Genomic DNA, 23680 nt, shown 5'->3' on the forward strand with positions numbered 1-23680 from the left:
CTGTGACCGACTGCCCAGCTTGGAGGCGACATGGCCGGCTCTCCGTACGTGCCCGATGCGAAGAAGTACAACCCGAAGGACTATCAGCGGGTGGAGGGCGAACCGCGTGATCCCGACCCCGCGAGCTGGGGCATGCAACCGGATGGTACGTTCCTTCCGCCCGCGCACACCCCGTCGGTCCCGCGCGACGTGTTCATCGACTGGCCCGGCCAACTCCCCCATCGCGATGCCAACACATACGCGCTGAACGCATCCTCTGAAGCGTTCTACCCGATCGTGGTCAACACCAGCCACTCGTGGCAGGCGATCTACGACTGGGACGACCGTCGCTACATGCTGCATTACGGCGGCGGCAACCGCTGGAACGTCTACGACATCACCGACCCGCGCAACCTGGCAATCATCGATGAGGAGACTCTGCCGTGGACGGGTCCGAGCTTCGGCGCGGTGACGATCCAGTGGAACGAAAACCTCGGCAAGCACATCGCGATCCAGGCCAACGAAACCCCGCGCTACTTCCTCAACGGGCGCGTCGCGAACAAGTGGATCGACGACACTGTCGAAGGTCAACTCCTCGAATGGGAGGGACTTCGTGGGTTCCGCGTGTTCGAAGTCAACGGTCCCACGCCGCGGGACTGGACCCTGCTGACTGAGGTCTCGACTGACCCGAATCACGGGCCGGACGAGATCCAAGAGGGCAATGGAGTACTCGACCTGCCGGTGTACTACGGAGACAAGTACCTTTTCGTCGCTACCGCGCCCGACAACACGTTCGTGAACCAGCCCTACAAGACCACGCTGTGGGCTGCCGGCCATGCCGCCTACGATGTGTCCGACCCCGCCCACCCGGTGCACCTGTCGACCTGGTGGGTACCTGGAACGCGCGCCGGTGAGGAGTCGGACTCGCCGTATCTCGCCGACAATCCGCGCTGGAACAACAAGACCTCGTGGTTCGGGTCACGTATGGGCATCTTCATGCCCCGCTCGGTCGAGTCGGGGTGGACTCATGGGTATGCGGCGCAGGGCGGTCAAGGCTTCTTTGTGCTGGATGTCTCTGATCCGTCGAACATCCATCACATCGGCTGGTGCGAACTGCCCGAGAGTGTCGCCGGGACCGAGGGTGACAACGTCGATACCACGCAGGTCGAGGAGACCGGCTACGTGTACGTGTCGGGCTACCCGATGAACACCGACTGCTACGAGCCGGCGAAAGAGATTTACCAGATCGATGTGAAAGACCCGACGCAGCCCCGTCTCGTCCGTACCATGCCCCGCCCGATGCCCCCATCGGAGGCTCCCTTCACCGATTGGGCGCAGCGGCGCGGGTCATTCGGCCCCAAGCGATCGGGCTACTTCACCAACACCGGCACCCCGCACGGCGGGATCCTCCCCTACGCGTTCTACGCCGCTGGTGTGCAGATCTTCGACGTGCGCGACCCCGATGACCCGAAGGTCGGCGCGTACTTCGTCCCGCCGATGGGCCTCAGGGACGACGATGACCTCGCCGCTCCCGTGCACGGAATCTTCGTGGAGTGGGACCGAAACCTGATCTGGGTGTTCGCGAACCACGGCATCTACGCCGTCTCGACGCCCTTGCTGGGCGAGCCGAAATCGGGCCTCCCGGCATAGCAATTCCGGTGGGACCGATACCCATTCGGTCCCACTTCCCACCTGGGGCACGACTTGTGCTTGTCTTGCCCCATCAAAGTACGTTCTGGATCCAGAATACAACTACGAAGGAAACGTTCATGGACGACGTCGCAGCCCGCAACAAGCAGATCGCCCTGGAAGTGTGGGGAAACGATCTCGCGTCACGCAAAGCCGATCCCGACAGCCCGGAGTTCAGGCAGTACTTCGACACCTACTACACCGAGGATTACTGGAACCACGCGTCAGATCCGGGCAAGGACCGGGGTTTCCAGAACGCGTACTTCGTGCGCAAGGCGTTCGGTCAGCTGTTCACCGATCCCCGCTTCGAGATTGACAAGGTTGCCGCGGACGGTGACCTTGTCTTTCTCGAGGGACGCTTCTCCGCTCGCCACACCGGCCTTACCCTGTACGGCGTCGCTGCCAGCGGGGTCGCGGTGAGCCAGCAGCAGGTGCACATCCTCCGCTTCCGAGACTTCAGGATCAGCGAGCACTTCGTCGTTCGCGATGACTACGAGATGTACCGTCAGGTCGTTCCGATTGATCAGGATGCTGGCCTCCTCCGCTTCGTCGATACCGAAGAATACGTAGCTGACCGCGACGCTGCCGAGACAAAGAACGCAGAGCCTGCCGAGGCAGCGCTGTGACCAGCCCCACGTTCCAGATCGAAGACAAGCTCATCGAGCGCGACCAGGACCCGAGCCGGTATGAGTTCCGCCTCGAGCGCACTGGCCGCCAGGTGACGGTCGTCCTCGGCGGAGTCGTCGTAGCCCGGAGCCGGCGCGTTGAGCTCCTGCACGAGTCGAAGCACATGCCGGTGTACTACTTTCCCGCAGAAGACGTACAGATGGATCTCCTCCGGCCATCGGGGCGCACGAAGGATGTTCCGGTGCGCGGGACGGCGCGCTACTTCGACGTGAACGTGGGAACCAAGACGGCGTCGGATGGCGCGTGGATCCACGAGTCGCCGATCGACCCCGCTGCCGCCGGCCTGCGCGGAATGGTCGCGTTCTACTGGGCCAAGATGGACCACTGGTTCGAAGAGGACGACGAGGTGTACAAGCATCCGCGGGATCCCTATCACCGGGTCGATGTGCTCAACAGCTCTCGCCACGTCGAGGTGGTCGTTCTCGGTCAGGTGATCGCCGATACCCGGCGTCCGCGCCTGCTGTTCGAAACCAGCCTCCCCACGCGCTACTACTTCCCTTGGGTGGACGTACGCGCCGAACTGCTGGTGCCTTCGACCACACGCTCGGTCTGCCCGTACAAGGGCGAAGCGGAGTACTGGTCAGTGAAGATCGGCGACCAACTCGTGAAAGACATCGCCTGGGTGTACCGGCACCCGATCCCCGAGATCCCCAAGATCGAGAACCTCGTGTGCTTCTACGACGAGCAGGTCGATGCCGTCATCGTCGACGGCGAGCGCCAACAGCGACCGCGGACCGCGTGGTCGAAGGCTCCCGTCGTCCGCACTGTGACGGAGAGTTGAACCTGATGACCTCTGAACTCGGCGGTGGACGCCTCGTCGTCTCAGGCCTGGAAAAGCACTACGAGCTGGAGGGCACCGCAGTGCCGGTTGTCAAGGGTGTGTCATTCACCATCGAGCCCGGCAAGTTCTACTCGCTCCTGGGCCCCTCGGGGTGTGGAAAGACCACCACACTGCGCTGCGTCGCCGGGTTGGAAAACAGCAACGGCGGAGAGATCACCCTCGATGGTCGCGTGCTCTCTCGGGGCACCCAACATGTCTCTCCCGACAAGCGCGACGTCGGAATGGTCTTTCAGAACTACGCCATCTGGCCGCACATGTCAGTGTTCGCCAACGCGGTCTTTCCGCTTCAGGTTTCGTCCGGCCGGCTGCCGAAGAAACAGGCGAAGAAGCGCGCGATGGAGGCTCTCGAACTCGTTCAGCTCGACTCGTTCGCCTACCGGCCGGCCACCGCGCTCTCCGGCGGTCAGCAGCAGCGACTCGCGCTTGCGCGGGCACTTGCACACCGTCCTCGCCTGCTGCTGCTGGATGAGCCGCTGAGCAACCTAGACGCCAAGTTGCGCGACACGATGCGGCACGAACTGCGAAACCTCCAGCAGTCACTCGGCATCACCGCGCTGTATGTGACCCACGACCAGTCCGAAGCTCTGTCGATGTCGGACCGCGTTGCCGTGATGCACCAGGGCCGCATCGTTCAAGAAGCATCCCCCCGCGACCTCTACTACCAGCCTGCCGATCGCTTCGTCGCCGACTTCGTCGGCCGCGTGAACATGATCCCCGCGGTGGTGCGCGACCGCACAGACAACGGGGATGCCTTCGTCGAGGCGTTCGGAACACGAATGACCACGCCCTGTCCGAGCGACATCGGGAAGGGCGGAGACGTCACGATTACCTTCCGACCCGAGAGCGTTCGCTGGCACGAGGTCGCCCCCGACCGCCCCAATGTCATTCCGGCGCGCGTCGTACGGGTGGAGTTCCTGGGCGAAATCGTCGAGTACGAGGCCGAAGTCCTACGGGGCGAGACGGTGGTGGGCACGTTGGTGGCCCGCGGCGCCCCGCTGAACTCTCCCGCCACCGGGAGCAACGTTTTCATCGAGCTCGCTCCGCACGCCTGCCGCGTTCTCGCCGCCTGACCCATCACCACCCGCACTCCACCACCAAGAGATCGACGTCAGAGAGGACCAACTCGATCATGAAAACACCCACAGGACGTGGCGCCACCATCGCGCTCGCCGCCGCCGGCATGCTGCTGCTGAGTTCGTGCAGCTCCCCCGCCGCAGAAACACCCGGCGCCGTTGCGCCGTCTGCGGGCGGCGGCACCACCGCAACCTGCGACGCAGTCGAGGTCGGCGGGTTCACGCGGTGCGAAAACTTCTACGAGGACTTCTGGCCCGAGATCGATCGCCAGATGGATGCTCTTTACGAGCAGGCTCTTGCGATCGACGGCGGTCGATTGGTGGTCTGGGATTGGTACGAGCTGGCCCCCGAGGTCATCGCTCAGTTCAACTCCCGCTACCCCGAGCTGACGATCGAGACGCGCGGTCTCACCTACAACCTCCCGTCGGCGATCATCTCCGCGGATGCGACCGGTGCGCGCAACACCGACATCATCTCGGGATCGCTCGTCTCGGCCGCGGCCATGACAGATGAGGGCTACTGGGCGGAGGTCGACTGGACGGAGTACGGAGTGCCGGAAGAGTTCCTCTCGATCGGTGCCCCCGAGATGTTGCCCGACAGCATCAACGGCTCGCTCATGCAGGTCAACGTCGACAAGATCGAAGCACCGGGCGCGCTCGAGGGCCTGCTCGCTCCCGAGTTCAACGGCAAAGTGTCGATCGCCAGCTACAACCCGATTGTGTTCGCCGGCTACGGCATGGCCAACGGGGAAGAAGCCATGGTCGATCTGATCGGGGAACTGAAGTCCTCGGGTGCCCTGCAGGTGCTCGAAGACCAGAACTCGCCACTCTCCAGCGGTGACGTTCCGATCGCGCTCAATCAGACCTTGTTCAACCCGAACCCGAGCCTGGCGGCGGTGCCCTTCGAGGACGGCGCTGTCTTCGCTCAGTTCTCTGGCGTGAACGCGGATGCCGAGAACATCCCCGGCGGAATGCTGTGGACGCTCTGGAACGCGTACGACCCGGACTGGCTGGAGCTACGCATGACCGACGAACAGTTCTCCACCACGCAGGTGCCCTACCCGGGTCTGCCGACCTCGCTGTTCGAGAAGGCCACAGGGCTCATGAAGACCAATGCGGACGCACTCCTGCTCGGCCTCGAGAACGGCGCCAGCATCGAGACCCAGGCAACCCGCGACGAGTGGATCGCCATGACCACCGCCGCTGATGCAGCGCTGAACGGATAGCACGTGTTCAAGGCAGGACGGACCACGAAGGTCGCACGCACGCGGCCCACCACGATGACGGTCGCAACGGTCATCGCAGGAGTTGTCATCTTCCTTCTCCTCGCGATCCCGCTGCTCGTCCAGGTGATCACCGCGTTTCGTGGTCCGTTCCTGCCGTTCGGAGTGCGCTCCTCACGCTGGACTCTTGAGAATTTCGTCACGCTCTGGGGCCTTCGCGACGACTTTTGGGCGGTGCTCGGCTCTACCGCCCTTTTCGTGGGCGGCTCCACGCTTCTCTCGCTTTTGATGGCCTTCGGCCTCGCCTGGGTTACGGTTCGCACCGATGCACCGTGGCGCAGGATCATCTCGGTGCTGGTCATCGTGCCGTTCATCATCCCGCCGATCGTCAAGGCGCAGGCCTACCTGTTGATGCTCTCCCCCGAGTCGGGCGTGCTCAACCAACTTCTGAGCGTTCTGCCAGGCGATCTGGTGATCGACCCGTATGCGTTCTCGACGATGGTGTTCATCCAAGCGCTGACCAACGTCACCTTCCCGTACCTGTTGATCGTGCCCATCCTCACGAACATGGACGGGTCGCTCGAGGAGTCCGCCCGCGTGTCGGGGGCATCCTGGCCGCAGACGCTCCGTCGTGTGACGTTGCCGATGCTGTGGCCGGGACTGCTCGGTGTCGGGGTGCTGACTTTCATTCTTGGTCTGGGCAGTCTCGAAGTCCCGCTGCTGTTCGGTCAGGACTCCGGCAAGTCGATCTTCGCTCTCAAGCTCTGGACCCTGATCAGCGCAGGGGCAGGCCAACTGCCGCAATACGGCCTCGCGGCCGCGTGGGGATGCGTCTTCCTCGTCGTCACTACGATCGCGTTCATCATCTACCTACGCGCTACGCGAGATGCCGAGCGTCGGGCCTCTGTGTCGGGCAAGGGGTTCCGCCCGACCGTCATGAAGCTCGGCGCCTGGCGCATCCCGACCCTCGTCGCGGTCTTCATCTTCGTCCTGCTCACGGCGGTCCTGCCGCTGTTCGCGTTGCTCTGGGCCGCCATCACGCCCTATCCGATCGCGTTCTCGCTCACGGCACTGGCAGAACAGACCGCATGGGGTTCGTTCGGCGACGTTCTCAGTGACGGTGAGTTCTGGGCTTCGCTCACACGCACTTTGATCATCGCCGGGGGCAGCGCGACGATCGCCAGCATCGCGGCGACCATCCTCGCCTACGGCATCGCGCGCAGCCGCTCGACGGTGCGCACGAAGGCGATGGACCTGTTCGCTTCGTCGTCAGTGGCGATCCCCACGGTCATCGCAGGATTCGCGATGTTTCTCACGTTCCTCGTTATCAACCCCGTGATCCCGCTCGCGGGCACCCTCATCGCACTCATCATCGCCTACTCGTATCGAGTGTCGATCGCCTATCGCGCCGGCTTCAGCGCCACTCTTCAGATCCGAAAAGAACTCGAAGAGGCGGCCGTCATCAGCGGCGCAACTCGGCTCGAGGGCTTCCGCCGGATCGTGACGCCGCTGCTCATGCCGACGGTCTTCGCCGTGTGGATCCAGATGTTCATCCTCGGCACCAACGAGTTCACCCTCCCCGCCTTCCTCGCGACCCCCGAGACACGACCGCTCTCGGTGTACATGTACGCGATGATCAACCCGCGATCCGCGCAGTTGTACGCGCCCGATAAAGGCGCCGCGATGGCGCTCATCTTCACTTTGTTGGTCTTCCTGATCGGCTACGGCTTGCAGTACGCGATGTCGCTGCGGGCGATCGGGCGCGCCCGACGAAGGCGTGTATCGATCGGCGATGCCTCGGCATTCGTCGCACAGCAAGTCGAGGCCGTTCCCGTGGGTACCGACAAGCTCGGGGCGGAGGCATCCGACACCGTCACCATCGTCCTCGGCAACACACGAGCCCGCCCACCGCGCTGATCGCATACGAGTGAGGGCCCGTCGATGACGGGCCCTCACTCGTGCGACAGCGGGCCGATGCGATCAGGCGATGTAGTCCACATGGCCGTAGGGACTCACGGCTGCACGGTACTGCTCGACCAGGTCACGCCATCCGATCTCGTGAATGTACACCGCCTCGATGAAATGCCAGAGCAGGTAAGGGTGTGCCCCCAGGCGATAGAGCGCGTCGAAGTCACGCGCTGCGAACGCTTCCTGTTCGTCGGCAGTGAGGTATCGGTCATCGGTGGGGAGGTCAGTCCCGCCGGCGTGCAAGAGCCACGTCTGAACGAAGGCACCGGGATCGGCGACGTAATCCGCCACTCGAGCGTCGCTCATCTCGACCGCCCGCATGAACTTGCCCAGCATGTACTTGCTCATCGGCGGGTCCTCCACAGGAAGAAAGGGCTCGACGCGAATCGTGATTCGGTCGCCTCGGCGAGATCAGCGGGCCGCGAGCGCATGGCTGCCAGCGCGGTGATGATGTTCACGTACTGGTAGGTCACATTGCCTGCCGCCATGATGCGGTCGTACCGGCAACCGTGGATGGCGGCCTCGAGGTCGCCGTCCCGCATCCACCCGACCGCCTCGGCGTCAAAGTCGGGGTCGGGCGACCCGTGCCCCAAGAACTGCTTGGGTCCGCCGATGTCGGTGGCCATATGGCCCGAGGTGATCAGCGCGACGCGTGCGTCGGAATCCCACCGCTCGACGCTCTCGCGAAGGTGGTCTCCGAGCACAGCGAATCGGCGCGGGCTCGGTAGCGGAGGAAGCGCCGCGTTGACGTGAATCGGCACGACGGGAATCTGGAGGTCGGGTGTCAGGTACTGCAGCGGGATGATGAAACCGTGGTCCAGGCGCCACTCGTGGCTGACCGCAAAATCGATCGTTTCGGGGAGCACCTCGCGCCCGGCGATCACATCGGCGAGTTCGCGGTGTCCGCGGACCTCGACATACTCCATTCCGAAAGTGCGCACCTCGTTCTCGTAGGTGCCGTGGTAGCTCTCCGCCTTGCCCACGACGAACGCGGGCGAGTTGTCAGAGTAGAACTGTCGGATGTGGTCGGTGCCGACGACGATCGCAACGTCGACCTCGAGGTCGATGATGGTCTGCCGGATCAGCGCGAAGTTGGCGGCGACGCCTGCCAAGTCGTCGGGCATCGGTTCGACCATCGCACGCCAGAGAAGCGGGTTGTGGGGAGTGGCCGCAGCCATCACGAGTTGTGCCATCAGGTCTGCCTTCAGATGCCGAAGAGGGTACGGGCGTTGTCGAGCAGGATCTTTCGACGCGACTCTTCCTTGAACGGAAGCTCGGCGAACTCGCTCATCCACCGCTCGGGGGTCATCACGGGCCAGTCCGAGCCGAAGAGCACCCGATCGGTGATCAACGAGTCCGCGTAGCGAACGACCTCGGGCGGCAGGTACTTCGGCGCCCATCCGGAAAGATCGAGGTAAACGTTGGACTTGTGCCACACCATCGCGAGGTTCTCCAGGTGCCAGGGCCACGCGGGGTGCGCGCTTATGATCCTGAGCTCGGGGAACTCCGTCGCCACATCGTCGATGTACGGCACCGGGCGCGCGTTCTCCAGCCGGTAGCCCCCGCCGCCGGGCGTTCCAGCACCGGCGCCCGGAAACCCCGCGTGGAACATCACAACGAGCCCGAGCTCGGCGCATGTCTCCCAGATCGGAAAAAAGCGGCGGTCATTGGGCAAGAACTTCTGCCGCGACGGGTTGAGCTCGCCGACGCCCTTGATTGCGTACTCGGCGTGCATCCGGCGAATTTCGGTGATTGCCGCCTCTCCCTTCCACGGGTCTATCCCGGCAAAGGCTATGAAGGAATCGGGGTGGTCGACCTGAGCCTGGCCGAGCAGGTCGTTCGGCGCACCCGGAATGCCCGACGTGGTTTCGGAGTCGGAGTTGACGATGACGGCCATCATCTTCCGGTCGCGGTAGCGATCAGCCTGCTCGGCGAACGACACCACGGGGCGGTCGCGGCCGAAGTGCGCCGCCATTTCGCCGTGGCGGCGACCCATCGCCTTAAGGAACTCTTCGGTTTGCGGATGCGTGTGCACATCAATCGCGACGAGGTCGTCGGGAATGCTCATCTGGTGCCACCTTCTGGCGTGGTCGGTTTGGGCTGCGGCGTGGAGAGGATGCCGTTGTCGGCGCCAAGCGCGGGAGCCGCGTGGTAGTCGCGGCGCCCGCTGTGGGAGAAGACGGCACTGTGCACGGGAACACGGAGCGGCCGTCCGTCGGACCCGGTGATCTCTTCAACGAGGTTCATTGAGGCAACTTGCGGGTCGTCGAACAGGTCAGCAACAGTATTCAGTGGACCGTGCGGGATGTCGTAATCGTTGAGCCGGTCAAGCCAATGCGCACGCGGACGAGTGGCGGTGATGCCCTTGAGGACCGCATCCAGCTCGTCGTAGTTGCGCACGCGGGCTTCGCGGGTGGAGAAGCGCTCATCGGTGGCCAGTTCAGGATGCTCCAGCACCGCCACGAGGCCGACCCAGAACTTCTCCGGCACGGACATGTGAATGACGAAGGCCCCGCCATCTGATCCCACGCACGCGTATGCCTGCGCGCGCCGAGGACGGGAGTCGGGCCCGGCGACCTGCCCTGTCTCGAGGTAGGTGGAGGATGCTTCGGTGAGGAAGTCGATGAGCGAACCGACCATCGAGACCTCGACGTGCTCACCCTCTCCGCGGACAGGGCGCGCGTGCAGAGATGCGAGGATCGCCTGGACGGCCGCGCTGCCCGACAACAGGTCGGAGAAGGCGGGGCCGAGCGGGCGCAGGATCGACTCGGGAACGATTTGGCTGTACATTCCACCGACAGCCGAGATCACGGTGTCGTACGCGGGTCGCTTCGCGTACGGACCTGTCGGACCGAAGCCGGTGATGGCGCACGAAATGACCATGCGGTTGCGTTCGCGCAGAGCATCGGGGCCGAACCCGAGGCGGGTGGCGACTCCGGGGCGGAAGTTCTCGATGAATACGTCCGCTCCATCGACCAGGCAGAGAAGCTGTTCGATGCCGGCGGGGCTCTTCAGGTCGATAACGACCCCCCGCTTGTTGCGGTTGTAGGCAGCGAACTGGGGGCTCATCGCTCCCGAGCCCTCCCAGCGACGCATCGGGTCGCCCTCGGCGGATTCAATCTTGATGACATCTGCGCCGAGGTCGGCGAGCACCTTCGCCGCGTACGGGCCTGAGATGTACTGCCCTGCCTCAACGACGCGGACGCCCGCCAGCGGGCCTTTGCCCGCGCCCTCAGCCGTATTACTCCACATCGATGATGACCTTTCCTGAGGCTCCGGCGGTGAAGGCGCGGTACGCGTCGGCGATCCGGGCGAGCGGGAACCGCGGGCCGATCACGGGGCGCACTGTGCCGTCTGAGACAAGTCGCAGCCCGCGCCGCACGTGTTCATAGTCTGCGCTCGCCACACCGACAAGGCTCTTACGGCGCAGGTAGAAGTCGCGGCCATCTAGCGGAATCGTTGCCGCGACGGAGGATGAGCAGAATGCCGCGCGGCCCTTCCATCCGAGCGTCGCCACAGCTGCAGCGGTGACGGCGCCGTGGCCGCTCACGTCGATCACGACCGACGGCTCGCCGATGTTGAGAGCTGCGATGCGTGCGGGGATGTCGGACGGCTCAGCATACGATGCGGCGAACACGCCGTCAGGAACCGTGAGATCCGACCGGGAGGCCGCGATGACACGAGCACCCAGGCCCAGAGCCACCTCGACCGCGGCGCACCCCAGGGTGCCGCTGGCACCGGTGACCAGGACGAGATCCGAGGCGCTGACGGCCGCGGCATCCATCGCATTCAATACGATGGGGACGCTGTGGACTGCCGCCGTCGCGACTTCGGGTGCGAGCGAGCCGCGATCGAACGCGCTGGTCGACGGAACCACGACATACTCGGCCGCTCCGCCGTCGCGATGCACGCCCACAACGCGCTGGAGCGGGCAATCCGCCTCACGCGCACTCAGACACCACGCGCAGTCGCCGCAGGGGATGTTGGGCTTGACGACGACACGCTCCCCCACGCGCGCAGGATCGACATCCGAGCCGACCGCAGTGATGACCCCCGAGGGGTCGAGGCCGAGCGTGCGGGGCAGAGCGGCCGCGGCGCCGGGGCCGACTCCGGCGATCACGTTGAGATCCAACTGATTGACCGAGACTGTCTCGACGGCGATGGCAACCTCACCCGCCGCGGGCCTCGTCGCAGCGATATCGGTGATCGCAAGCTCGTCGAGGCTACGGCCTCGTAGGCGTGCTGCTCGCACAAGATCCTCCATCTGAACAACTACTGGATACCGTATCCAGTTTTGCGACATCTGTCTACGTAGCTACCAGCATGGACCCGCCCAACGACCGTCGCGGGACGGCTGCGCAGAACACGCCATAGACATTCCTTTCCATTCTGGATACCGTATCCATCAATTCACGGATGTTGCTCCGTGCACCATTTGTGAGGGACCCGTCCATTGAATGGAGAACCATGCGCACCTCGAGAAGGACCCACATCATCCACGCAGCCGCCGCGTTGTCAGTGCTCGCACTGCTGACCGGCTGCGCTGCCTCAACCGGGGATTCTGGCGGGGGCGGTGACAGCGTCGCCCTCCCCGATGGTGAGCCCGGCCCCGCCGAACACCCCGAGATCACCGTCGCCATCCCCTTCCCCGACATCACGATGTACTCGATGTACGTCCTGGCGACCGACCTCGGCTACTACGAAGAAGAAGGACTCACGGTCGAGGTGATCACCGCCGACAACGTCACCGCAGCCGTGGCGAGCGGTAGCGCCGAGATCGGCGTCGAGTCGACCGGCACGGTCATCGAGGCCATCCGCGGTGGAGTCGAGATCGATCTTGTCGGTGGCCACTACTGCCGACAGAACTTCGACTTCGCGGTTCAGGATGGCATCACCTCGGTAGACCAGCTCGAAGGAACGGCTGTGGTCTTGGCCGGCACGCCCGGTGACCCCGCCGAGTTCCAGCGAAAGCTCGTCCTGCAGGAGGAAGGCTGGGATCTTGACACCGTCGACGTGGAAATCGTCTATCCCGGTCCCGGATCTGAGTCGTGGACGGAGTTCTTCGTCAACGACCGAATCACCCTTCAGCCGTTCTACGGCGACGACCTGCCGGCTCTGGAGGCGCACAACGCGAACGTGATCGTCGAGTCGCTTCGCAACTGGGCCAACGACGTGCAGGTGGCGGGAACCTCATGGGCCGCTGAGAACCCGAACACCATGGTGCGATTCCTGCGGGCGACGATCAAGGCCGTCGACTTCATGATCGCACCGGCAGCGGGCGAGGTACCCGAGAACAAGGCGGAGGTCCTCGAGATCTACGAAGCCAACGACTTCGACGTGGAGGCACTGCGAGAGCTCGACAGCCCGTGGGTACTCGACGGTCACCTCGCGTGCCCGAACCTCTACTTCGACGCAGATGCGTGGGACACCACGATCGAGACGCAGTTGCTCGAACCCATCGAGTTCGACGAATCGCAGTTGGCCTATCTGCTGAAGGCGCAAGACCTCCTCGGCATCACCAACGACGGCCCCAGCACGCTCACCTACCCGTGAGTTGAGGCCTATCCTTCGATAGAGCGAGCCCCCGCCGTTGCGCATGACGGCGGGGGCTTACTCGTGCCCGAACAAGGGCCGGCCCCCGCATCGCGCATGATGCGAGGGCCGGCAGCTGGAGAGACGGATGCTACGGCGTGGAGTGCGCCGGAAGTGCAGCGATCGCTTCGATCTCGAAGAGATACTCCGGTCCCGCGAAACCCGCCACTTGCACCAGCGTCGAGACCGGGAAGTCGTGGGTGAAGTAGCGCGCGCGGATCGCGCGGAGGTCATCGCGCACGAGCAGGAAGTCATCCCGCACGAACACGTTCACCTTCACGATGTCGGCCGTTGTGCCGCCCGCGGCCCGCATCACCTCGGCGAGGTTCGCGAAAGCCAACTCAATCTGCTCCACCCCGGTGGACGGCATTGTGCCGTCGGCACGCATCCCGATGATTCCGCTGACGAACACAAGGTCTCCTCCGCTCACCCGAATGGCCTGACTAAAGGCGGCGGTGGGCGGATATACCCGATCCGTCGTGATGATCTGCTTGTGCACTCAGCCTCCGTTCATGACCTGACGGTCGTCGTACCAAGGCGCCAGCCGCCTGCGCAGGGCACCGATGAGGGTCAGTGTGAGGTTGGCGATGATCACCATGACCACGACCATCGCGATCGCGCGATCCATCTCGAACTGATACGCGGCGTACTCCAGCATGTGCCCGAGGCCACCGGCTCCGCCGAGGAACTCACCCAGCACCTCGCCGGTGAAGCCCAGTGCCGCGCCGCGCTGAATGCCCGACAGGCTGTACGGGAGGGTCGCAGGGAAGATGACCTTCCACCCGAGCGCCGGACCGTTCACACCGAACACTCGTGACGCGTTGACGAGCGACGTGGGCACCGTGACGGCACCCTCCATCGTGTTCAGGATGATCGGAAAGACCGAGAGCAGAAACACCAGGGCGATCTTGGATTCGTTGCCGAGCCCGAGCACCAGGATGAATATCGGCGCGAGCGCCACTTTGGGGGTCGAGTACAGCAGCCACAGGAAAGGCGCCACCGTGAAGCGCAGGAGCGGCGACCACCCTACGGCGAGTCCGACCACGACGCCGACGACGATGGCGAGCACCAGGCCGATCGCGAGGTTCTGGATGCTGAAGAAGAACGCCTCCCAGAATTCCGGGTCGCCCAGCAATCCGACGAAGGCGGCGAAAACGGCCGTCGGCGGTGGGAGGAATACGGCCGGGACCAGCTGGAACCAGCTCACCGCCGCTTCCCAGACGAGCAGGATGCCGGCGACCACGGCCAGCAGCAGAAGCCTCCACTTGACCTCGCCGGGGGCGACCAATTGTCGAGGACGCATCACTCGACCCGTCGTAGCGCTCATCGGCGGCCCCTCCTCGTCCACGGAGCCACCCAGCGTTCGATGAGGGTGACGACCTGCGTCATCCCCACGCTCCAGACGACAACGACGGCGATCGCGGCGAAGGCCTGATCGGTTTGGTAGGTATTCGTGGCGCGGATGATGAGGGCACCCATTCCCGTCGGCGATCCGGTCATTTCAGCCACGACCATGCCGATGGTGGCGAGCACGACCGCTTGACGCAGGCCCGCGAACAGAAAGGGCACGGTCGAGGGGAGGAACACCTTGCGGTAGAGATCCATCCGGGTCGCGCCGTACACTTTGCCCGCGCGCAGAATCGACGGGCTCGTCGTCCGCATGCCGGCCGAGATGTTCAGCAGGATCGGAAACAGCGCACTGATGGCCACGAGGAAGATCACCGGGCCCATGCCGAACCCGAACCACGCCTTCGACAGCGGTTGGTAGGCCACGGTCGGGGTGGCGTAGATCGTCCATGCGATCGGGCCCATGATCCGGTCTGCCGGAAGCGAGCTACCCATCACGAGACCGACCGGGATTCCGATGACGACGGCGATCGCGAACCCGGTCACCCAGGCTTGCACCGAATATGCGGCGTTCGTGGCGAGGCTTCCGTTCGCCACGATCTCGCTGAAGCCCTGTGCGATGGCGGAGGGCGGCGGGAAGAACACGGGGTTGATCCAGCGGAACACACCCACCACGAGTTCCCAGACCACCAGCAGTATCACGACCTCGACGGCGATCACGAGCGCTTTGCCGCGCGGACTCAGCGATACCAGCCAGGCGGCCAGACCTCGACGTTCGATGTTCGGCCCACGCGCGGTGAGGATGGTCGCGGTCATGCGCCGGAGGTCCTCGCTGCCGCAGCCGCTTCACCCTGCAGCGCATCCCAGAGATGATCGCGGAGCTCGAGGAACCGCGGGTCGCTCTGCACGCTGCGCTCGCTGCGCGGGCGAGGGATGTCGGTGGTGATGACTTCTTTGATCGCCCCCGGATGGCTCTTGAAGACCACGATGCGATCGCCGAGCAGAATTGCCTCCTCGATCGAGTGGGTGATGAACACGACGGTCTTGCCGGTCGCTGCGATCAGCTTCTCGATCTCGTCGCGCATGACCTCGCGGGTGAGGGCATCCACGGCGCCCAGCGGTTCATCCATGAGCAGGATGCGTGGCTGGGCGACGATCGCCCGAGCAAGTCCGACACGCTGCTGCATCCCGCCCGAAAGTTCGCGAGGGTATGACGACTCGAAGCCGGCGAGGCCTACGAGTTCGATGGCCTCCTGCACGCGTTCGCGCCAGCCCGCCCCGCGCAACTTCTTTTGCATCTCGAGTCCGAAGCGCACATTGTCAGCCACCGTGCGCCAGGGCAGGAGCGCATAATCCTGGAATACCACGGCGCGATCCGGCCCCGGACCGGTGACGGCGACTCCGTCGATGAGCACTTCACCGGCCGTTGGCTTCACCAAGCCCGCGATGACGTTCATGAACGTCGTCTTTCCACAGCCGGACGGCCCCAGGACCGTGATGAACTCGCCCTCCTGCACGTCGAGATCGACTCCCTCGATCGCGACCCGTGTGGTGCCGGTGCGAGCGAGGTTGTAGCTCACCGAGAGGTTGCGTACGGAGATGAGCGGACCCGACCGGGGATTCTCCGCGGGTGGCTCCGGCTGGACGGGGTGGGCCTGTTGTTCCATGGTCATCGCACCATTCCTCTTCTCGCCGTGCAGGGGGGCGGGCAGTTGCCCGTCAGCGCATCCGGGGCAGAACTTCGTTTCCGAGGAGCTCGATCTGCTCGAAGAAACGGTCGAACTTGAACCGGAAGTCGAAGACGAGGTGCTCGACCCCGGCCGCTTCGAACTTCTTGAGCTCCTGCACAGCCTCGTCGGGGCTGCCCACGATGAGCTGGCCTTCGAGATCCTCAACGGTTTCGAAAACCCCCGACGGCGGCTTGACGGCGAACTTCGCCTTATTCGCCCATGCCAAAAGGCCCGGCACGTTGACGTCCTTCAGAGCCTCTTCGCGGGTCTCCTCGATCGAGGTCGGCGGAATCACGGCGATGGTCGGCATCGGGCGGCCAGAGGCATCCGTCATCTCTTTCATGACACCGATGCGCTTCTCCATCGAGGCCAACGAGATCCGGCCGGGCATCCAGCCATCGGCATACTCGGCGGCAAGGCGAGCCGACCGCGGCGTTGCGCCGCAGTACCAGAAGGGAATGCGTCCACCGACGGGCTTGGGCTCGATCGTGACGTTTTCGAAGGAGAAGATGCCGTCATCGTAGGTCACGTCGTTCTCGGTGAACACCCGCTTGAGGATCTCGGCGTTCGAGCGGACGGCCTCGACACGATCCATGTCTCCCCAGCCGATCGCTTCGAACTCATGGTCGAATGTTCCGGCGCCGAAACCGAGGATCAGTCGTGGTCCGACGAGCTGGGTGATTGTGCCCGCCATGAGTGCGGTCACCAGCGGATGGCGGAACGGGATGAGCGAACCGGTGCCGAGCTCGATCTTGTTCGTGACCGCACCGATGGCGGTCAGCGTGGTCAGAGCGTCGTAGAACGTCCGGTTCGGCTTCTCCATCTCGCCGTGCGGCTCGAAGACGAGGTGGTCGCGCACCCAGACCGAGTCGAAGCCCTTCTCTTCAGCGAGCTTCGATCCTTCGAGGAGCTTCTCGCGGCTGGCCTCTTCGCCGAAGTGCGGCAGCAACAGTCCAAACTTCATGATTACTTTCCTTCCTGCGCCCGCGCAGCCGCGAGCTTGCCGAATCCTGCTTCGCCGACGACGGCGCCGTCTGCGTACACCTCACGCCCACGAACGAGCGTGCGCTGGATCTGCGCGCTGATCGTGCGGCCGTTATACGGGGTCCAGCCGATCTTCGACAGAACGTCTTCGTCGGTGATGGTCCATTCCGAAGCCATGTCGGCGATCACGATGTCGGCGTCGGCGCCGATTTCGAGAGAGCCCTTCACACCGCCCAGGCCGAACTTGTCGGCGGGCACCGAGGCGACCATCTCGACGACGCGCTCGAGGCTCAGTTCGCCGCGGTTGACCGCGTCGAGCATGAGCTCGTAGTAGTACTGGATGCCCGGAGTGCCCGTGTGCGAGCTCCACATCTGCGTCCAGCCGATCTCTTTCTCCTCACGGGTGTGCGGAGCGTGGTCGGACGATGCGACGTCGATGGTGCCGTCGCGCATGCCTTCCCAGATGGCGGCCCGGTTGTCGTCCGGAACCCAGTACGACAGCGCGTACGGACCGAGCGTCTCGACGTCGTTCCACGTCGAGAGGAACGGCGCCCAGTGGTTGACCTCGCACGTCACGTCGACGCCGGCCGCCTTCGCACGGCGAACCGCCTCGATCGAGCGGCGGGTCTGGATGTGGGCGATGTGCACTGCGCAACCGGATGCTTCGGCCAGACGCAGAACGACGTCGATCGCGGTGTCCCAAATGACACCCTCGCGAGCGGCGTATGCCGAGGCATACCCCTGCGGAGTGTTCTCGCCGCGGGCCAGATACTGGCCTTCGATGTAGTCCATCAGCGCCTGGTCGTGCGGGTGCACGATGAACCGGATACCGGTCTCGGCGATCTGGTCCATGATCTGGAGCAGGTGGCCGTGGTCATGGATGCCGGTGCCCGCGGGGTGTGGGTAGGTGCGGCCGGTGTCGACGACCATGTAGATCTTGAATGCCCGAATGCCCATTGCAGCCATCGGCGCGATCTGGTCGAACTTCGTCGGCGCCGGGTTGTGGTTCCAGTCGACGATCGACGATGCGCTGTAGCGCTCGAAGACATCCGTCAGCGTCGCGACATCGATGGTGGGCGGCTTGAGGTTGGGCATCCCGAAGATCGTCGTGACGCCACCCGCGGCTGCCTGTTGGGTTGTGGTGAAGATGTCTTCCTTGTGCTCGTAGCCCGGTTCGCGGGTGTGGACGTGCACGTCGACCATGCCGGGAAGCACGAGCTTGCCGGTCGCGTCGATCACGCGGGCAGCGTCGACGTCGACGCCCGGGGCGACGACGCCGGCGATCTTGCCGTCACGCACCAGCAGGTCGCCGAAGACGGGTCCTGCGGGGGTGACGACGGTGCCGCCGGTGATCTTGAGATCGATGGTCATTGGGGGGCCTCCATGTTCTGACGAATCTCGCCGGCTTCGGGCAAAAGAGTGGTGCTGATGCGGACGTGTGCGGGTCTGACGTAGCGATCGAACCAGTCGACGATCCGCGGAGTGGTCTGTTCCCAATAGCGGTCGTAGGCCGCGTAGTGGGTGGTGTGACGCTGCATGATGAGTTCCTTCGGCCCGCGCGCGGCCGCGTAGAGAGCTTCTGCGTGGTCGGTCGGGGTGGTCGCGTCGCCCTCGACACCGATCACCATGAGGGGAGTAGTCAGGCCCTTCGCCGCGTCGATCGGGCGGTAAGCCAGGATCTCTTCGGCGCTCGCGAGAGAAATCGCCGAAGGGATGCGGTCATCCACATCGGCCTTGATCGTGGTGGCGCGTCGCTCAGGAGTGGGGACCATGATCTCTTCGCGCGGGTGCACGAGGCGTCCGGCGCCGGTGGTGACGCGCAGCTTGCGGTCTTCCTCCAGCGACGCGAGAAAGGCGAGCCACTCGTGCTCCTGGCGCATCCGGTGCAGCCAGTCGGTGCCATCGGCCACGGGCACCTGGCTGACGGCGGCCTTGACGCGATCATCGACACCGGCGAGAAGAACCGCGTTGCCGCCGCCCGTGCCACCGGTGCCGAACACGCCGATCGCATCGGCGATCACGTCGCCGCGGGTAGTGAGGTAGGTCACCGCGTTGACGAGATCCTGCAACTGGCGCGAGGGCGACAAGATGCCACGGTCGCCCGCGGAGTCACCGAAGCCGCGGTAGTCGAAGATGAGGACGGCGAAACCTGCCGCCACGAGTGCCTCGTGGTAGCGAACGTAGAGCTTGGCGTCCTTGAGGCCGAGCCATCCCGGACCCTGCACGATCGAACGGTAGGGGCCGGCGGTGTCGGGAGTGCGCCAGATCGCCGACAGCAGATCTCCCTCGCTGTAGAACTCGACCGCGGTGGTCTGCATGGAAGAGGGTCCTCTCGATGATCGTCATCACGGCAGCTCGGATGTGCGACCGCTAAACAGATCATTGCGCATTCTGGATCCAGAATCCAGTATTGAGTTTTGTAACGCGCCAGAGTTACACTGACCACGACCTCCGATCGGACCTGATCGGTGAAGCTGACCCGGCATTGGGGCTGCGAGTCGCCGACCTCGTCGGATCACCGCATTCACCCCCATCGGAGGCTTCCTCATGTCCCTGTCCCCTCTGGACCGCGCCACCACGTTCGCCGCGGTCGCCGCTCTTTCTGTCACCGCGCTCGCCGGATGCGCCGTCGCCAACGCTGCAGCCGACAACGGCCCGCAATCGACGGCAGAGGCCGCGGTATCCGGCTTTCCTCTCGTCGTCGACAACTGCGGAACCGAGGTGACAATCGATTCCGCGCCGGAGCGCGTCGTGACGATCAAGTCCTCGACGACAGAACTTCTGCTGGCATTGGGCCTCGGCGACCGCATCGTCGGAAGCGCCTTCAGCGACGGGCCCGTGCCTGCGGAGTACTCGTCGGCGGCCTCCCAGATCGAGACGCTCTCCGACAAGGTTCCCTCGCAAGAGATCACGCTCGCCGCCGCGCCCGACCTCGTGTTCGCCGGCTGGGAGTCCAACTTCTCCGCTGAGGGCGTCGGTGAGCGCGAGGGGCTTGCCGCCCTGGGCGTCGGCACTTACGTCGCACCCGCCGCCTGCAAGGCCCCCGGATACATGCCCGATCCCCTCACGTTCGACGGCGTGTTCGCGGCGTTCGAAGAAGCCGGTGCGATCTTCGGCGTGCCGGATGCCGCCGACGCGCTCGTGGTCGAACAGCGTGCCGCGCTGGCGGCCATCACACGCGACGACAGCGGCCGCACGGCACTCTGGTACAGCTCGGGCGAGGACGTGCCTTACGTCGGCGCGGGGATCGGAGCACCTCAGATGATCATGGAGGCGGCCGGCCTGCAGAACATCGCCGCCGACGTGCGTGACACCTGGACGGCGATGGGCTGGGAAGCCATCGTGGCGGCGAACCCTGACGTGATCGTCTTGGTGGATGCCGCGTGGAACACCGCCGAAGCGAAGATCGCGATGCTCGAGTCCAACCCCGCAACGGCAGCGCTCCCCGCTGTCGCAGAACACCGCTACGTCATCGTCGACTTCCCCGCGACGGAGGCGGGTGTGCGAAACGTCGACGCGGTGGCCTCGATCACAGAGCAGCTCGCGGACCTGCGCTGATGTTCTCGCAGGTGCAGGTACGCGCGCCGCGCGCGGGGGCGGTGCAGCACAGCCAGCGCGCGAAACGCGACCCCGCATCGCATGATGGTCGTCGAAGTGGGGTCGGCACCGCGTTATGGAGTATCGGCCTCACCGCGGTCCTCGCCGTCTCGATCGTCGCGACCGTCGTGATCGGCCCTGCGGGGCTGGAGCCGGCCGACGTGGTGACGAGCATCCTCGCCCACCTCGGGCTCGGCACATCGCCGCTCACGCCGCTGCAGGACGGCATCGTATGGGAATTGCGGATGCCGCGTGTGCTCACGGCCGCGGCCGTCGGGGCCGGACTCGCAATCTGCGGGGTCGTCATGCAGGCGCTGACGCGCAACCCCCTGGCAGACCCGTATCTGCTGGGACTGTCTTCGGGAGCATCTGTCGGAGCGGTGGTCGTGATCGTGCTCGGCGTTGCCCTCGCGCTCCCCTTCGCCGCGTTCCTCGGAGCTCTGGCGGCTCTCGCGGCTACCCTCTTGCTCTCGCGAGCGGGGGGTGCGATCACTCCCACACGCACAGTCCTCGCGGGGCTCGCCGTGTCGTCGGTGTTCGGCGCGGTGACCAGCCTGATCATCTTCTGGTCGGCGACCGGTGACAGCTACCGCGAGATCCTCAACTGGCTTCTCGGTTCGCTCGCGGGAGCGGATTGGCCCGCCGTCGCAATCGCCGGGGCTGCCGTCCTCCTCATCGGACTGCCGCTGCTGGGCAGCGCCCGCACGCTGGATGCCTTCGCCTTCGGTGATACCGCCGCCGCAGCGCTCGGCGTGCACGTCGGCCGGAGCCGTGTTCTCCTGCTGGGCGCCACCGCGCTGCTGACCGGCGCGCTGGTCTCGGTCAGCGGATCGATTGGGTTCGTCGGCCTGGTGCTCCCGCACGCCGTTCGTCTGATCGTCGGGTCTCGCCACCGGGCGCTGCTTCTCCTTTCTGCTCTCGCGGGGGCGGTGTTCCTCCTCTGGGCCGACACCGCCGCGCGCACACTCTTCGACCCACGAGAGCTGCCGGTCGGCATCATCACCGCCCTGATCGGCGGACCCGTCTTTGCGATCCTTCTTCTGCGCCGCCGGGGGCTCACGTGAACGGGCTCGAGGTCTCACGCCTGAGCTTCTCGCGCTCGCGGCGCCTCATCGTCGACGGCATCGACATCACTGCTCCCCCCGGAACGATCGGGGCGATTCTCGGGCCCAACGGTGCCGGAAAAAGTACCCTGCTGCACCTCATCGCGGGAGTGGAGCGGGCGGATGCCGGCCTCCGAACGCTCGGCGGCGACGACCTGAAGAGCCTCCGTCGCCGCGACCTTGCCCGGCGCATCGCGCTCGCCGAGCAACACACCGAAGACGCTCCCGACCTGCTAGTCGAAGAGGTCGTGGCGCTCGGACGCACCCCCTACCGCGGAGCGTGGTCGGGGCGGGATCCGGCCGATCGCGCGGTGGTGCAGAGGATCATCGAAGCCACGGGCCTGTCGTTGCTCGCCGATCGCCCCTACGACCAGCTCTCCGGCGGCGAGCGCCAGCGCGTGAACCTCGCGCGGGCACTCGCCCAGGAGCCTGAGCTGCTGCTCTTGGACGAGCCGACGAACCATCTCGACATCCGAGCGCAATTGGCAACGCTCGAGCTGCTGCGTGAGCTCGCCCGCGGCGGGCTCACCGTGCTCGCCGCCCTTCACGACATCGGCCTGGCGGCAACCTACACGGACCACGTCGTGGTGCTCGATCGCGGGCGAGTGGTCGCGGCGGGGCCGCCCGCGACGGTCATCGACTCCGCGCTGCTCCGGACAGTCTGGGGTGTCGAGGCTGAAGTGCTAAACCACCCCACAACGGGCCGCCCGCTGATCGCGTATGCCGGCGTCTCGACGCCGGCATACAGCGCAGACGAGCTCTCCCCGCGCTTCGCCTGAGGTACGACGAAAGGGCGGGCGGCATCCACCGCCCGCCCGTTCGCGCGCTCAGAGTGCGCGCAGGCGCGGTGCGAGGTCTCGCTCGAAGAGCTCCATGAAGCGGCGCTGGTCGTTGCCGGGCGCGTGGAACACCAGGTGGTTCATGCCCGCGTCGATGTAGCGCTTGATGTCGTCGACGACGGCATCGGGGTCGGTTCCGATGATCCATCGGCGTGCGATCTGCTCGATCGGCAGCGCGTCGGCGGCCCGCTCCATTTCGACCGGGTCGGTGATCGAGTGCTTCTGCTCGGGAGTCAGCGACAGTGGCGACCAGAACCGCGTGTTCTCGAGCGCGGTGTGCTCATCTTCTTCGTACGACAGCTTGATCTCGATCATGCGATCGATCGCGTCGAAGTCGCGGCCCGCGGCATCCGCTCCTTCCCGGACGGCCGGGATCAGCTTCTCTGTGTACAGCTCCATGCCCTTGCCGGAGGTGCAGATGAAGCCGTCGCCCGCGCGTCCGGCATACTTGGCGACGACGGGTCCGCCTGCGGCGATGTACACGGGCACACCGCCTTCGGGGCGGTCGTAGATGGATGCATCGTGCGTCGAGTAGTACTCACCCTCGAATGACACTCGATCCCCTGACCACAACTCACGCATGAGGCGTATCGACTCACGGAGGCGCGCAAAGCGCTCCTTGAATTCGGGCCAATCCTGTGCCCCCGCACCGCGGAACCCGGTGGCGATCTCGTTCAGCGCCTCACCCGTGCCGACACCGAGCATGATGCGGCCCGGGTAGAGACATCCAAGGGTCGCAAAGGCCTGCGCGATCACCGCGGGGTTGTAGCGGAAGGTCGGCGTCATGACGCTGGTTCCGATCTGGATCGTCTGGGTGCGCTCACCCACGGCGGCCATCCACGCGAGCGAGAACGGCGCGTGCCCACCCTCGTGCCGCCACGGCTGGAAGTGATCACTGACGGCCACCGACTCGAAGCCATGCTGCTCGGCGGCGACCGAGAGATCGACGAGCTCGCGCGGCGCAAACTGCTCGGCCGAAGCCTTGTACCCGAGTTTCAGAGTCATGAGATTCCTATCTGTTTTCTGTG

At 65.1% G+C, this 23680-nt stretch carries 23 protein-coding genes; 10 read left to right on the forward strand and 13 right to left on the reverse strand.

From position 1 onward, the window contains the following. Window positions 1–30 precede the first annotated feature (30 nt). The 6 genes from LG299_RS04785 to LG299_RS04810 all read left to right on the forward strand — a co-directional run bounded on the left by LG299_RS04785 (window position 31) and on the right by LG299_RS04810 (window position 7409). On the forward strand, window positions 31–1629 hold the full coding sequence (locus tag LG299_RS04785) for an LVIVD repeat-containing protein (RefSeq protein WP_404433820.1): 1599 nt from the start codon (window positions 31–33) through the stop codon (window positions 1627–1629). A gap of 119 nt (window positions 1630–1748) precedes the next feature. Further along, window positions 1749–2294 (forward strand): ester cyclase, encoded by a 546-nt coding sequence (locus tag LG299_RS04790; protein ID WP_404433821.1) that lies wholly within the window; start codon window positions 1749–1751, stop codon window positions 2292–2294. Beyond that, entirely contained in the window at window positions 2291–3136 is an 846-nt protein-coding gene (locus LG299_RS04795; RefSeq protein WP_404433822.1) for a DUF427 domain-containing protein, read from the forward strand. Before LG299_RS04790 ends, LG299_RS04795 begins: the two co-directional genes overlap by 4 nt. A 5-nt stretch (window positions 3137–3141) precedes the next feature. Continuing rightward, entirely contained in the window at window positions 3142–4266 is a 1125-nt protein-coding gene (locus LG299_RS04800; protein WP_404433823.1) for an ABC transporter ATP-binding protein, read from the forward strand. Window positions 4267–4325: 59 nt separating this feature from the next. Beyond that, window positions 4326–5495 (forward strand): hypothetical protein, encoded by a 1170-nt coding sequence (locus tag LG299_RS04805; RefSeq protein WP_404433824.1) that lies wholly within the window; start codon window positions 4326–4328, stop codon window positions 5493–5495. 3 nt (window positions 5496–5498) lie between these two features. Then, on the forward strand, window positions 5499–7409 hold the full coding sequence (locus LG299_RS04810) for an ABC transporter permease (RefSeq protein WP_404433825.1): 1911 nt from the start codon (window positions 5499–5501) through the stop codon (window positions 7407–7409). 63 nt (window positions 7410–7472) lie between these two features. On the opposite strand, the gene LG299_RS04815 is transcribed toward LG299_RS04810, so the two are convergent. The 5 genes from LG299_RS04815 to LG299_RS04835 are packed head-to-tail and all read right to left on the reverse strand — an operon-like array spanning window position 7473 to window position 11724. After that, entirely contained in the window at window positions 7473–7808 is a 336-nt protein-coding gene (locus tag LG299_RS04815; RefSeq protein ID WP_404433826.1) for a hypothetical protein, read from the reverse strand. Then, entirely contained in the window at window positions 7805–8653 is an 849-nt protein-coding gene (locus LG299_RS04820; RefSeq protein WP_404433827.1) for a hypothetical protein, read from the reverse strand. Before LG299_RS04820 ends, LG299_RS04815 begins: the two co-directional genes overlap by 4 nt. Before the next feature lie 11 nt (window positions 8654–8664). Next, window positions 8665–9528: an amidohydrolase family protein gene (locus tag LG299_RS04825; protein WP_404433828.1), complete on the reverse strand. Its 864-nt coding sequence runs from the start codon at window positions 9526–9528 to the stop codon at window positions 8665–8667. Beyond that, window positions 9525–10712, reverse strand: coding sequence for a CaiB/BaiF CoA transferase family protein (locus LG299_RS04830; RefSeq protein WP_404433829.1), 1188 nt, complete (start codon window positions 10710–10712; stop codon window positions 9525–9527). Before LG299_RS04830 ends, LG299_RS04825 begins: the two co-directional genes overlap by 4 nt. Continuing rightward, a complete protein-coding gene (locus tag LG299_RS04835; protein WP_404433830.1) occupies window positions 10702–11724 on the reverse strand; it encodes an alcohol dehydrogenase catalytic domain-containing protein in 1023 nt (340 codons plus the stop codon). The genes LG299_RS04830 and LG299_RS04835 overlap by 11 nt, the downstream gene beginning before the upstream one ends. Before the next feature lie 203 nt (window positions 11725–11927). Between LG299_RS04835 and LG299_RS04840 the strand changes: the two genes are divergently transcribed. Next, the gene (locus LG299_RS04840; protein ID WP_404433831.1) at window positions 11928–13013 is read left to right on the forward strand and encodes an ABC transporter substrate-binding protein; all 1086 of its coding nucleotides are present in this window, start codon (window positions 11928–11930) and stop codon (window positions 13011–13013) included. A gap of 130 nt (window positions 13014–13143) precedes the next feature. On the opposite strand, the gene LG299_RS04845 is transcribed toward LG299_RS04840, so the two are convergent. Genes LG299_RS04845 through LG299_RS04875 form a run of 7 tightly spaced genes read right to left on the reverse strand, consistent with a single transcriptional unit; the run spans window position 13144 to window position 19431 of the window. Then, window positions 13144–13551: a RidA family protein gene (locus LG299_RS04845; protein WP_404433832.1), complete on the reverse strand. Its 408-nt coding sequence runs from the start codon at window positions 13549–13551 to the stop codon at window positions 13144–13146. Then, on the reverse strand, window positions 13552–14379 hold the full coding sequence (locus LG299_RS04850; protein ID WP_404433833.1) for an ABC transporter permease: 828 nt from the start codon (window positions 14377–14379) through the stop codon (window positions 13552–13554). Then, window positions 14376–15215: an ABC transporter permease gene (locus LG299_RS04855; protein ID WP_404433834.1), complete on the reverse strand. Its 840-nt coding sequence runs from the start codon at window positions 15213–15215 to the stop codon at window positions 14376–14378. Before LG299_RS04855 ends, LG299_RS04850 begins: the two co-directional genes overlap by 4 nt. After that, complete coding sequence (locus LG299_RS04860) at window positions 15212–16072, reverse strand: ABC transporter ATP-binding protein (RefSeq protein ID WP_404433835.1); 861 nt, start codon at window positions 16070–16072, stop codon at window positions 15212–15214. Before LG299_RS04860 ends, LG299_RS04855 begins: the two co-directional genes overlap by 4 nt. 46 nt (window positions 16073–16118) lie before the next feature. Next, a complete protein-coding gene (locus LG299_RS04865; protein WP_404433836.1) occupies window positions 16119–17093 on the reverse strand; it encodes an LLM class flavin-dependent oxidoreductase in 975 nt (324 codons plus the stop codon). Between the two features lie 2 nt (window positions 17094–17095). Next, window positions 17096–18484, reverse strand: coding sequence for a dihydroorotase family protein (locus LG299_RS04870; protein WP_404433837.1), 1389 nt, complete (start codon window positions 18482–18484; stop codon window positions 17096–17098). Beyond that, window positions 18481–19431 carry an alpha/beta hydrolase gene (locus LG299_RS04875; RefSeq protein ID WP_404433838.1) on the reverse strand — a complete coding sequence of 317 codons (951 nt, stop codon included), beginning with the start codon at window positions 19429–19431 and terminating at the stop codon, window positions 18481–18483. Before LG299_RS04875 ends, LG299_RS04870 begins: the two co-directional genes overlap by 4 nt. A gap of 229 nt (window positions 19432–19660) precedes the next feature. Between LG299_RS04875 and LG299_RS04880 the strand changes: the two genes are divergently transcribed. Genes LG299_RS04880 through LG299_RS04890 form a run of 3 tightly spaced genes read left to right on the forward strand, consistent with a single transcriptional unit; the run spans window position 19661 to window position 22592 of the window. Further along, entirely contained in the window at window positions 19661–20671 is a 1011-nt protein-coding gene (locus tag LG299_RS04880; RefSeq protein ID WP_404433839.1) for a putative F420-0 ABC transporter substrate-binding protein, read from the forward strand. Continuing rightward, window positions 20671–21774 carry a putative F420-0 ABC transporter permease subunit gene (locus LG299_RS04885; RefSeq protein WP_404433840.1) on the forward strand — a complete coding sequence of 368 codons (1104 nt, stop codon included), beginning with the start codon at window positions 20671–20673 and terminating at the stop codon, window positions 21772–21774. The genes LG299_RS04880 and LG299_RS04885 overlap by 1 nt, the downstream gene beginning before the upstream one ends. Further along, complete coding sequence (locus LG299_RS04890; protein ID WP_404433841.1) at window positions 21771–22592, forward strand: ABC transporter ATP-binding protein; 822 nt, start codon at window positions 21771–21773, stop codon at window positions 22590–22592. Before LG299_RS04885 ends, LG299_RS04890 begins: the two co-directional genes overlap by 4 nt. Before the next feature lie 48 nt (window positions 22593–22640). On the opposite strand, the gene fgd is transcribed toward LG299_RS04890, so the two are convergent. Continuing rightward, the gene (gene fgd / locus LG299_RS04895; RefSeq protein ID WP_404433842.1) at window positions 22641–23657 is read right to left on the reverse strand and encodes a glucose-6-phosphate dehydrogenase (coenzyme-F420); all 1017 of its coding nucleotides are present in this window, start codon (window positions 23655–23657) and stop codon (window positions 22641–22643) included. Window positions 23658–23680: the final 23 nt, after the last annotated feature.

This window comes from Microbacterium lacus, assembly GCF_044794305.1.
GTDB classification, from domain to species: domain Bacteria; phylum Actinomycetota; class Actinomycetes; order Actinomycetales; family Microbacteriaceae; genus Microbacterium; species Microbacterium lacus_B.

Coding starts and splice junctions, on each gene's coding strand:
- LG299_RS04835 (WP_404433830.1), bottom strand. CDS start 11,724: ATGGAGGATCTTGTGCGAGCAGCACGCCTACGAGGCCGTAGCCTCGAC.
- LG299_RS04850 (WP_404433833.1), bottom strand. CDS start 14,379: ATGAGCGCTACGACGGGTCGAGTGATGCGTCCTCGACAATTGGTCGCC.
- LG299_RS04815 (WP_404433826.1), bottom strand. CDS start 7,808: ATGAGCAAGTACATGCTGGGCAAGTTCATGCGGGCGGTCGAGATGAGC.
- fgd (WP_404433842.1), bottom strand. CDS start 23,657: ATGACTCTGAAACTCGGGTACAAGGCTTCGGCCGAGCAGTTTGCGCCG.
- LG299_RS04880 (WP_404433839.1), top strand. CDS start 19,661: ATGTCCCTGTCCCCTCTGGACCGCGCCACCACGTTCGCCGCGGTCGCC.
- LG299_RS04805 (WP_404433824.1), top strand. CDS start 4,326: ATGAAAACACCCACAGGACGTGGCGCCACCATCGCGCTCGCCGCCGCC.
- LG299_RS04870 (WP_404433837.1), bottom strand. CDS start 18,484: ATGACCATCGATCTCAAGATCACCGGCGGCACCGTCGTCACCCCCGCA.
- LG299_RS04840 (WP_404433831.1), top strand. CDS start 11,928: ATGCGCACCTCGAGAAGGACCCACATCATCCACGCAGCCGCCGCGTTG.
- LG299_RS04825 (WP_404433828.1), bottom strand. CDS start 9,528: ATGAGCATTCCCGACGACCTCGTCGCGATTGATGTGCACACGCATCCG.
- LG299_RS04785 (WP_404433820.1), top strand. CDS start 31: ATGGCCGGCTCTCCGTACGTGCCCGATGCGAAGAAGTACAACCCGAAG.
- LG299_RS04875 (WP_404433838.1), bottom strand. CDS start 19,431: ATGCAGACCACCGCGGTCGAGTTCTACAGCGAGGGAGATCTGCTGTCG.
- LG299_RS04820 (WP_404433827.1), bottom strand. CDS start 8,653: ATGGCACAACTCGTGATGGCTGCGGCCACTCCCCACAACCCGCTTCTC.
- LG299_RS04830 (WP_404433829.1), bottom strand. CDS start 10,712: ATGTGGAGTAATACGGCTGAGGGCGCGGGCAAAGGCCCGCTGGCGGGC.
- LG299_RS04790 (WP_404433821.1), top strand. CDS start 1,749: ATGGACGACGTCGCAGCCCGCAACAAGCAGATCGCCCTGGAAGTGTGG.
- LG299_RS04865 (WP_404433836.1), bottom strand. CDS start 17,093: ATGAAGTTTGGACTGTTGCTGCCGCACTTCGGCGAAGAGGCCAGCCGC.
- LG299_RS04860 (WP_404433835.1), bottom strand. CDS start 16,072: ATGACCATGGAACAACAGGCCCACCCCGTCCAGCCGGAGCCACCCGCG.
- LG299_RS04855 (WP_404433834.1), bottom strand. CDS start 15,215: ATGACCGCGACCATCCTCACCGCGCGTGGGCCGAACATCGAACGTCGA.
- LG299_RS04885 (WP_404433840.1), top strand. CDS start 20,671: ATGTTCTCGCAGGTGCAGGTACGCGCGCCGCGCGCGGGGGCGGTGCAG.
- LG299_RS04800 (WP_404433823.1), top strand. CDS start 3,142: ATGACCTCTGAACTCGGCGGTGGACGCCTCGTCGTCTCAGGCCTGGAA.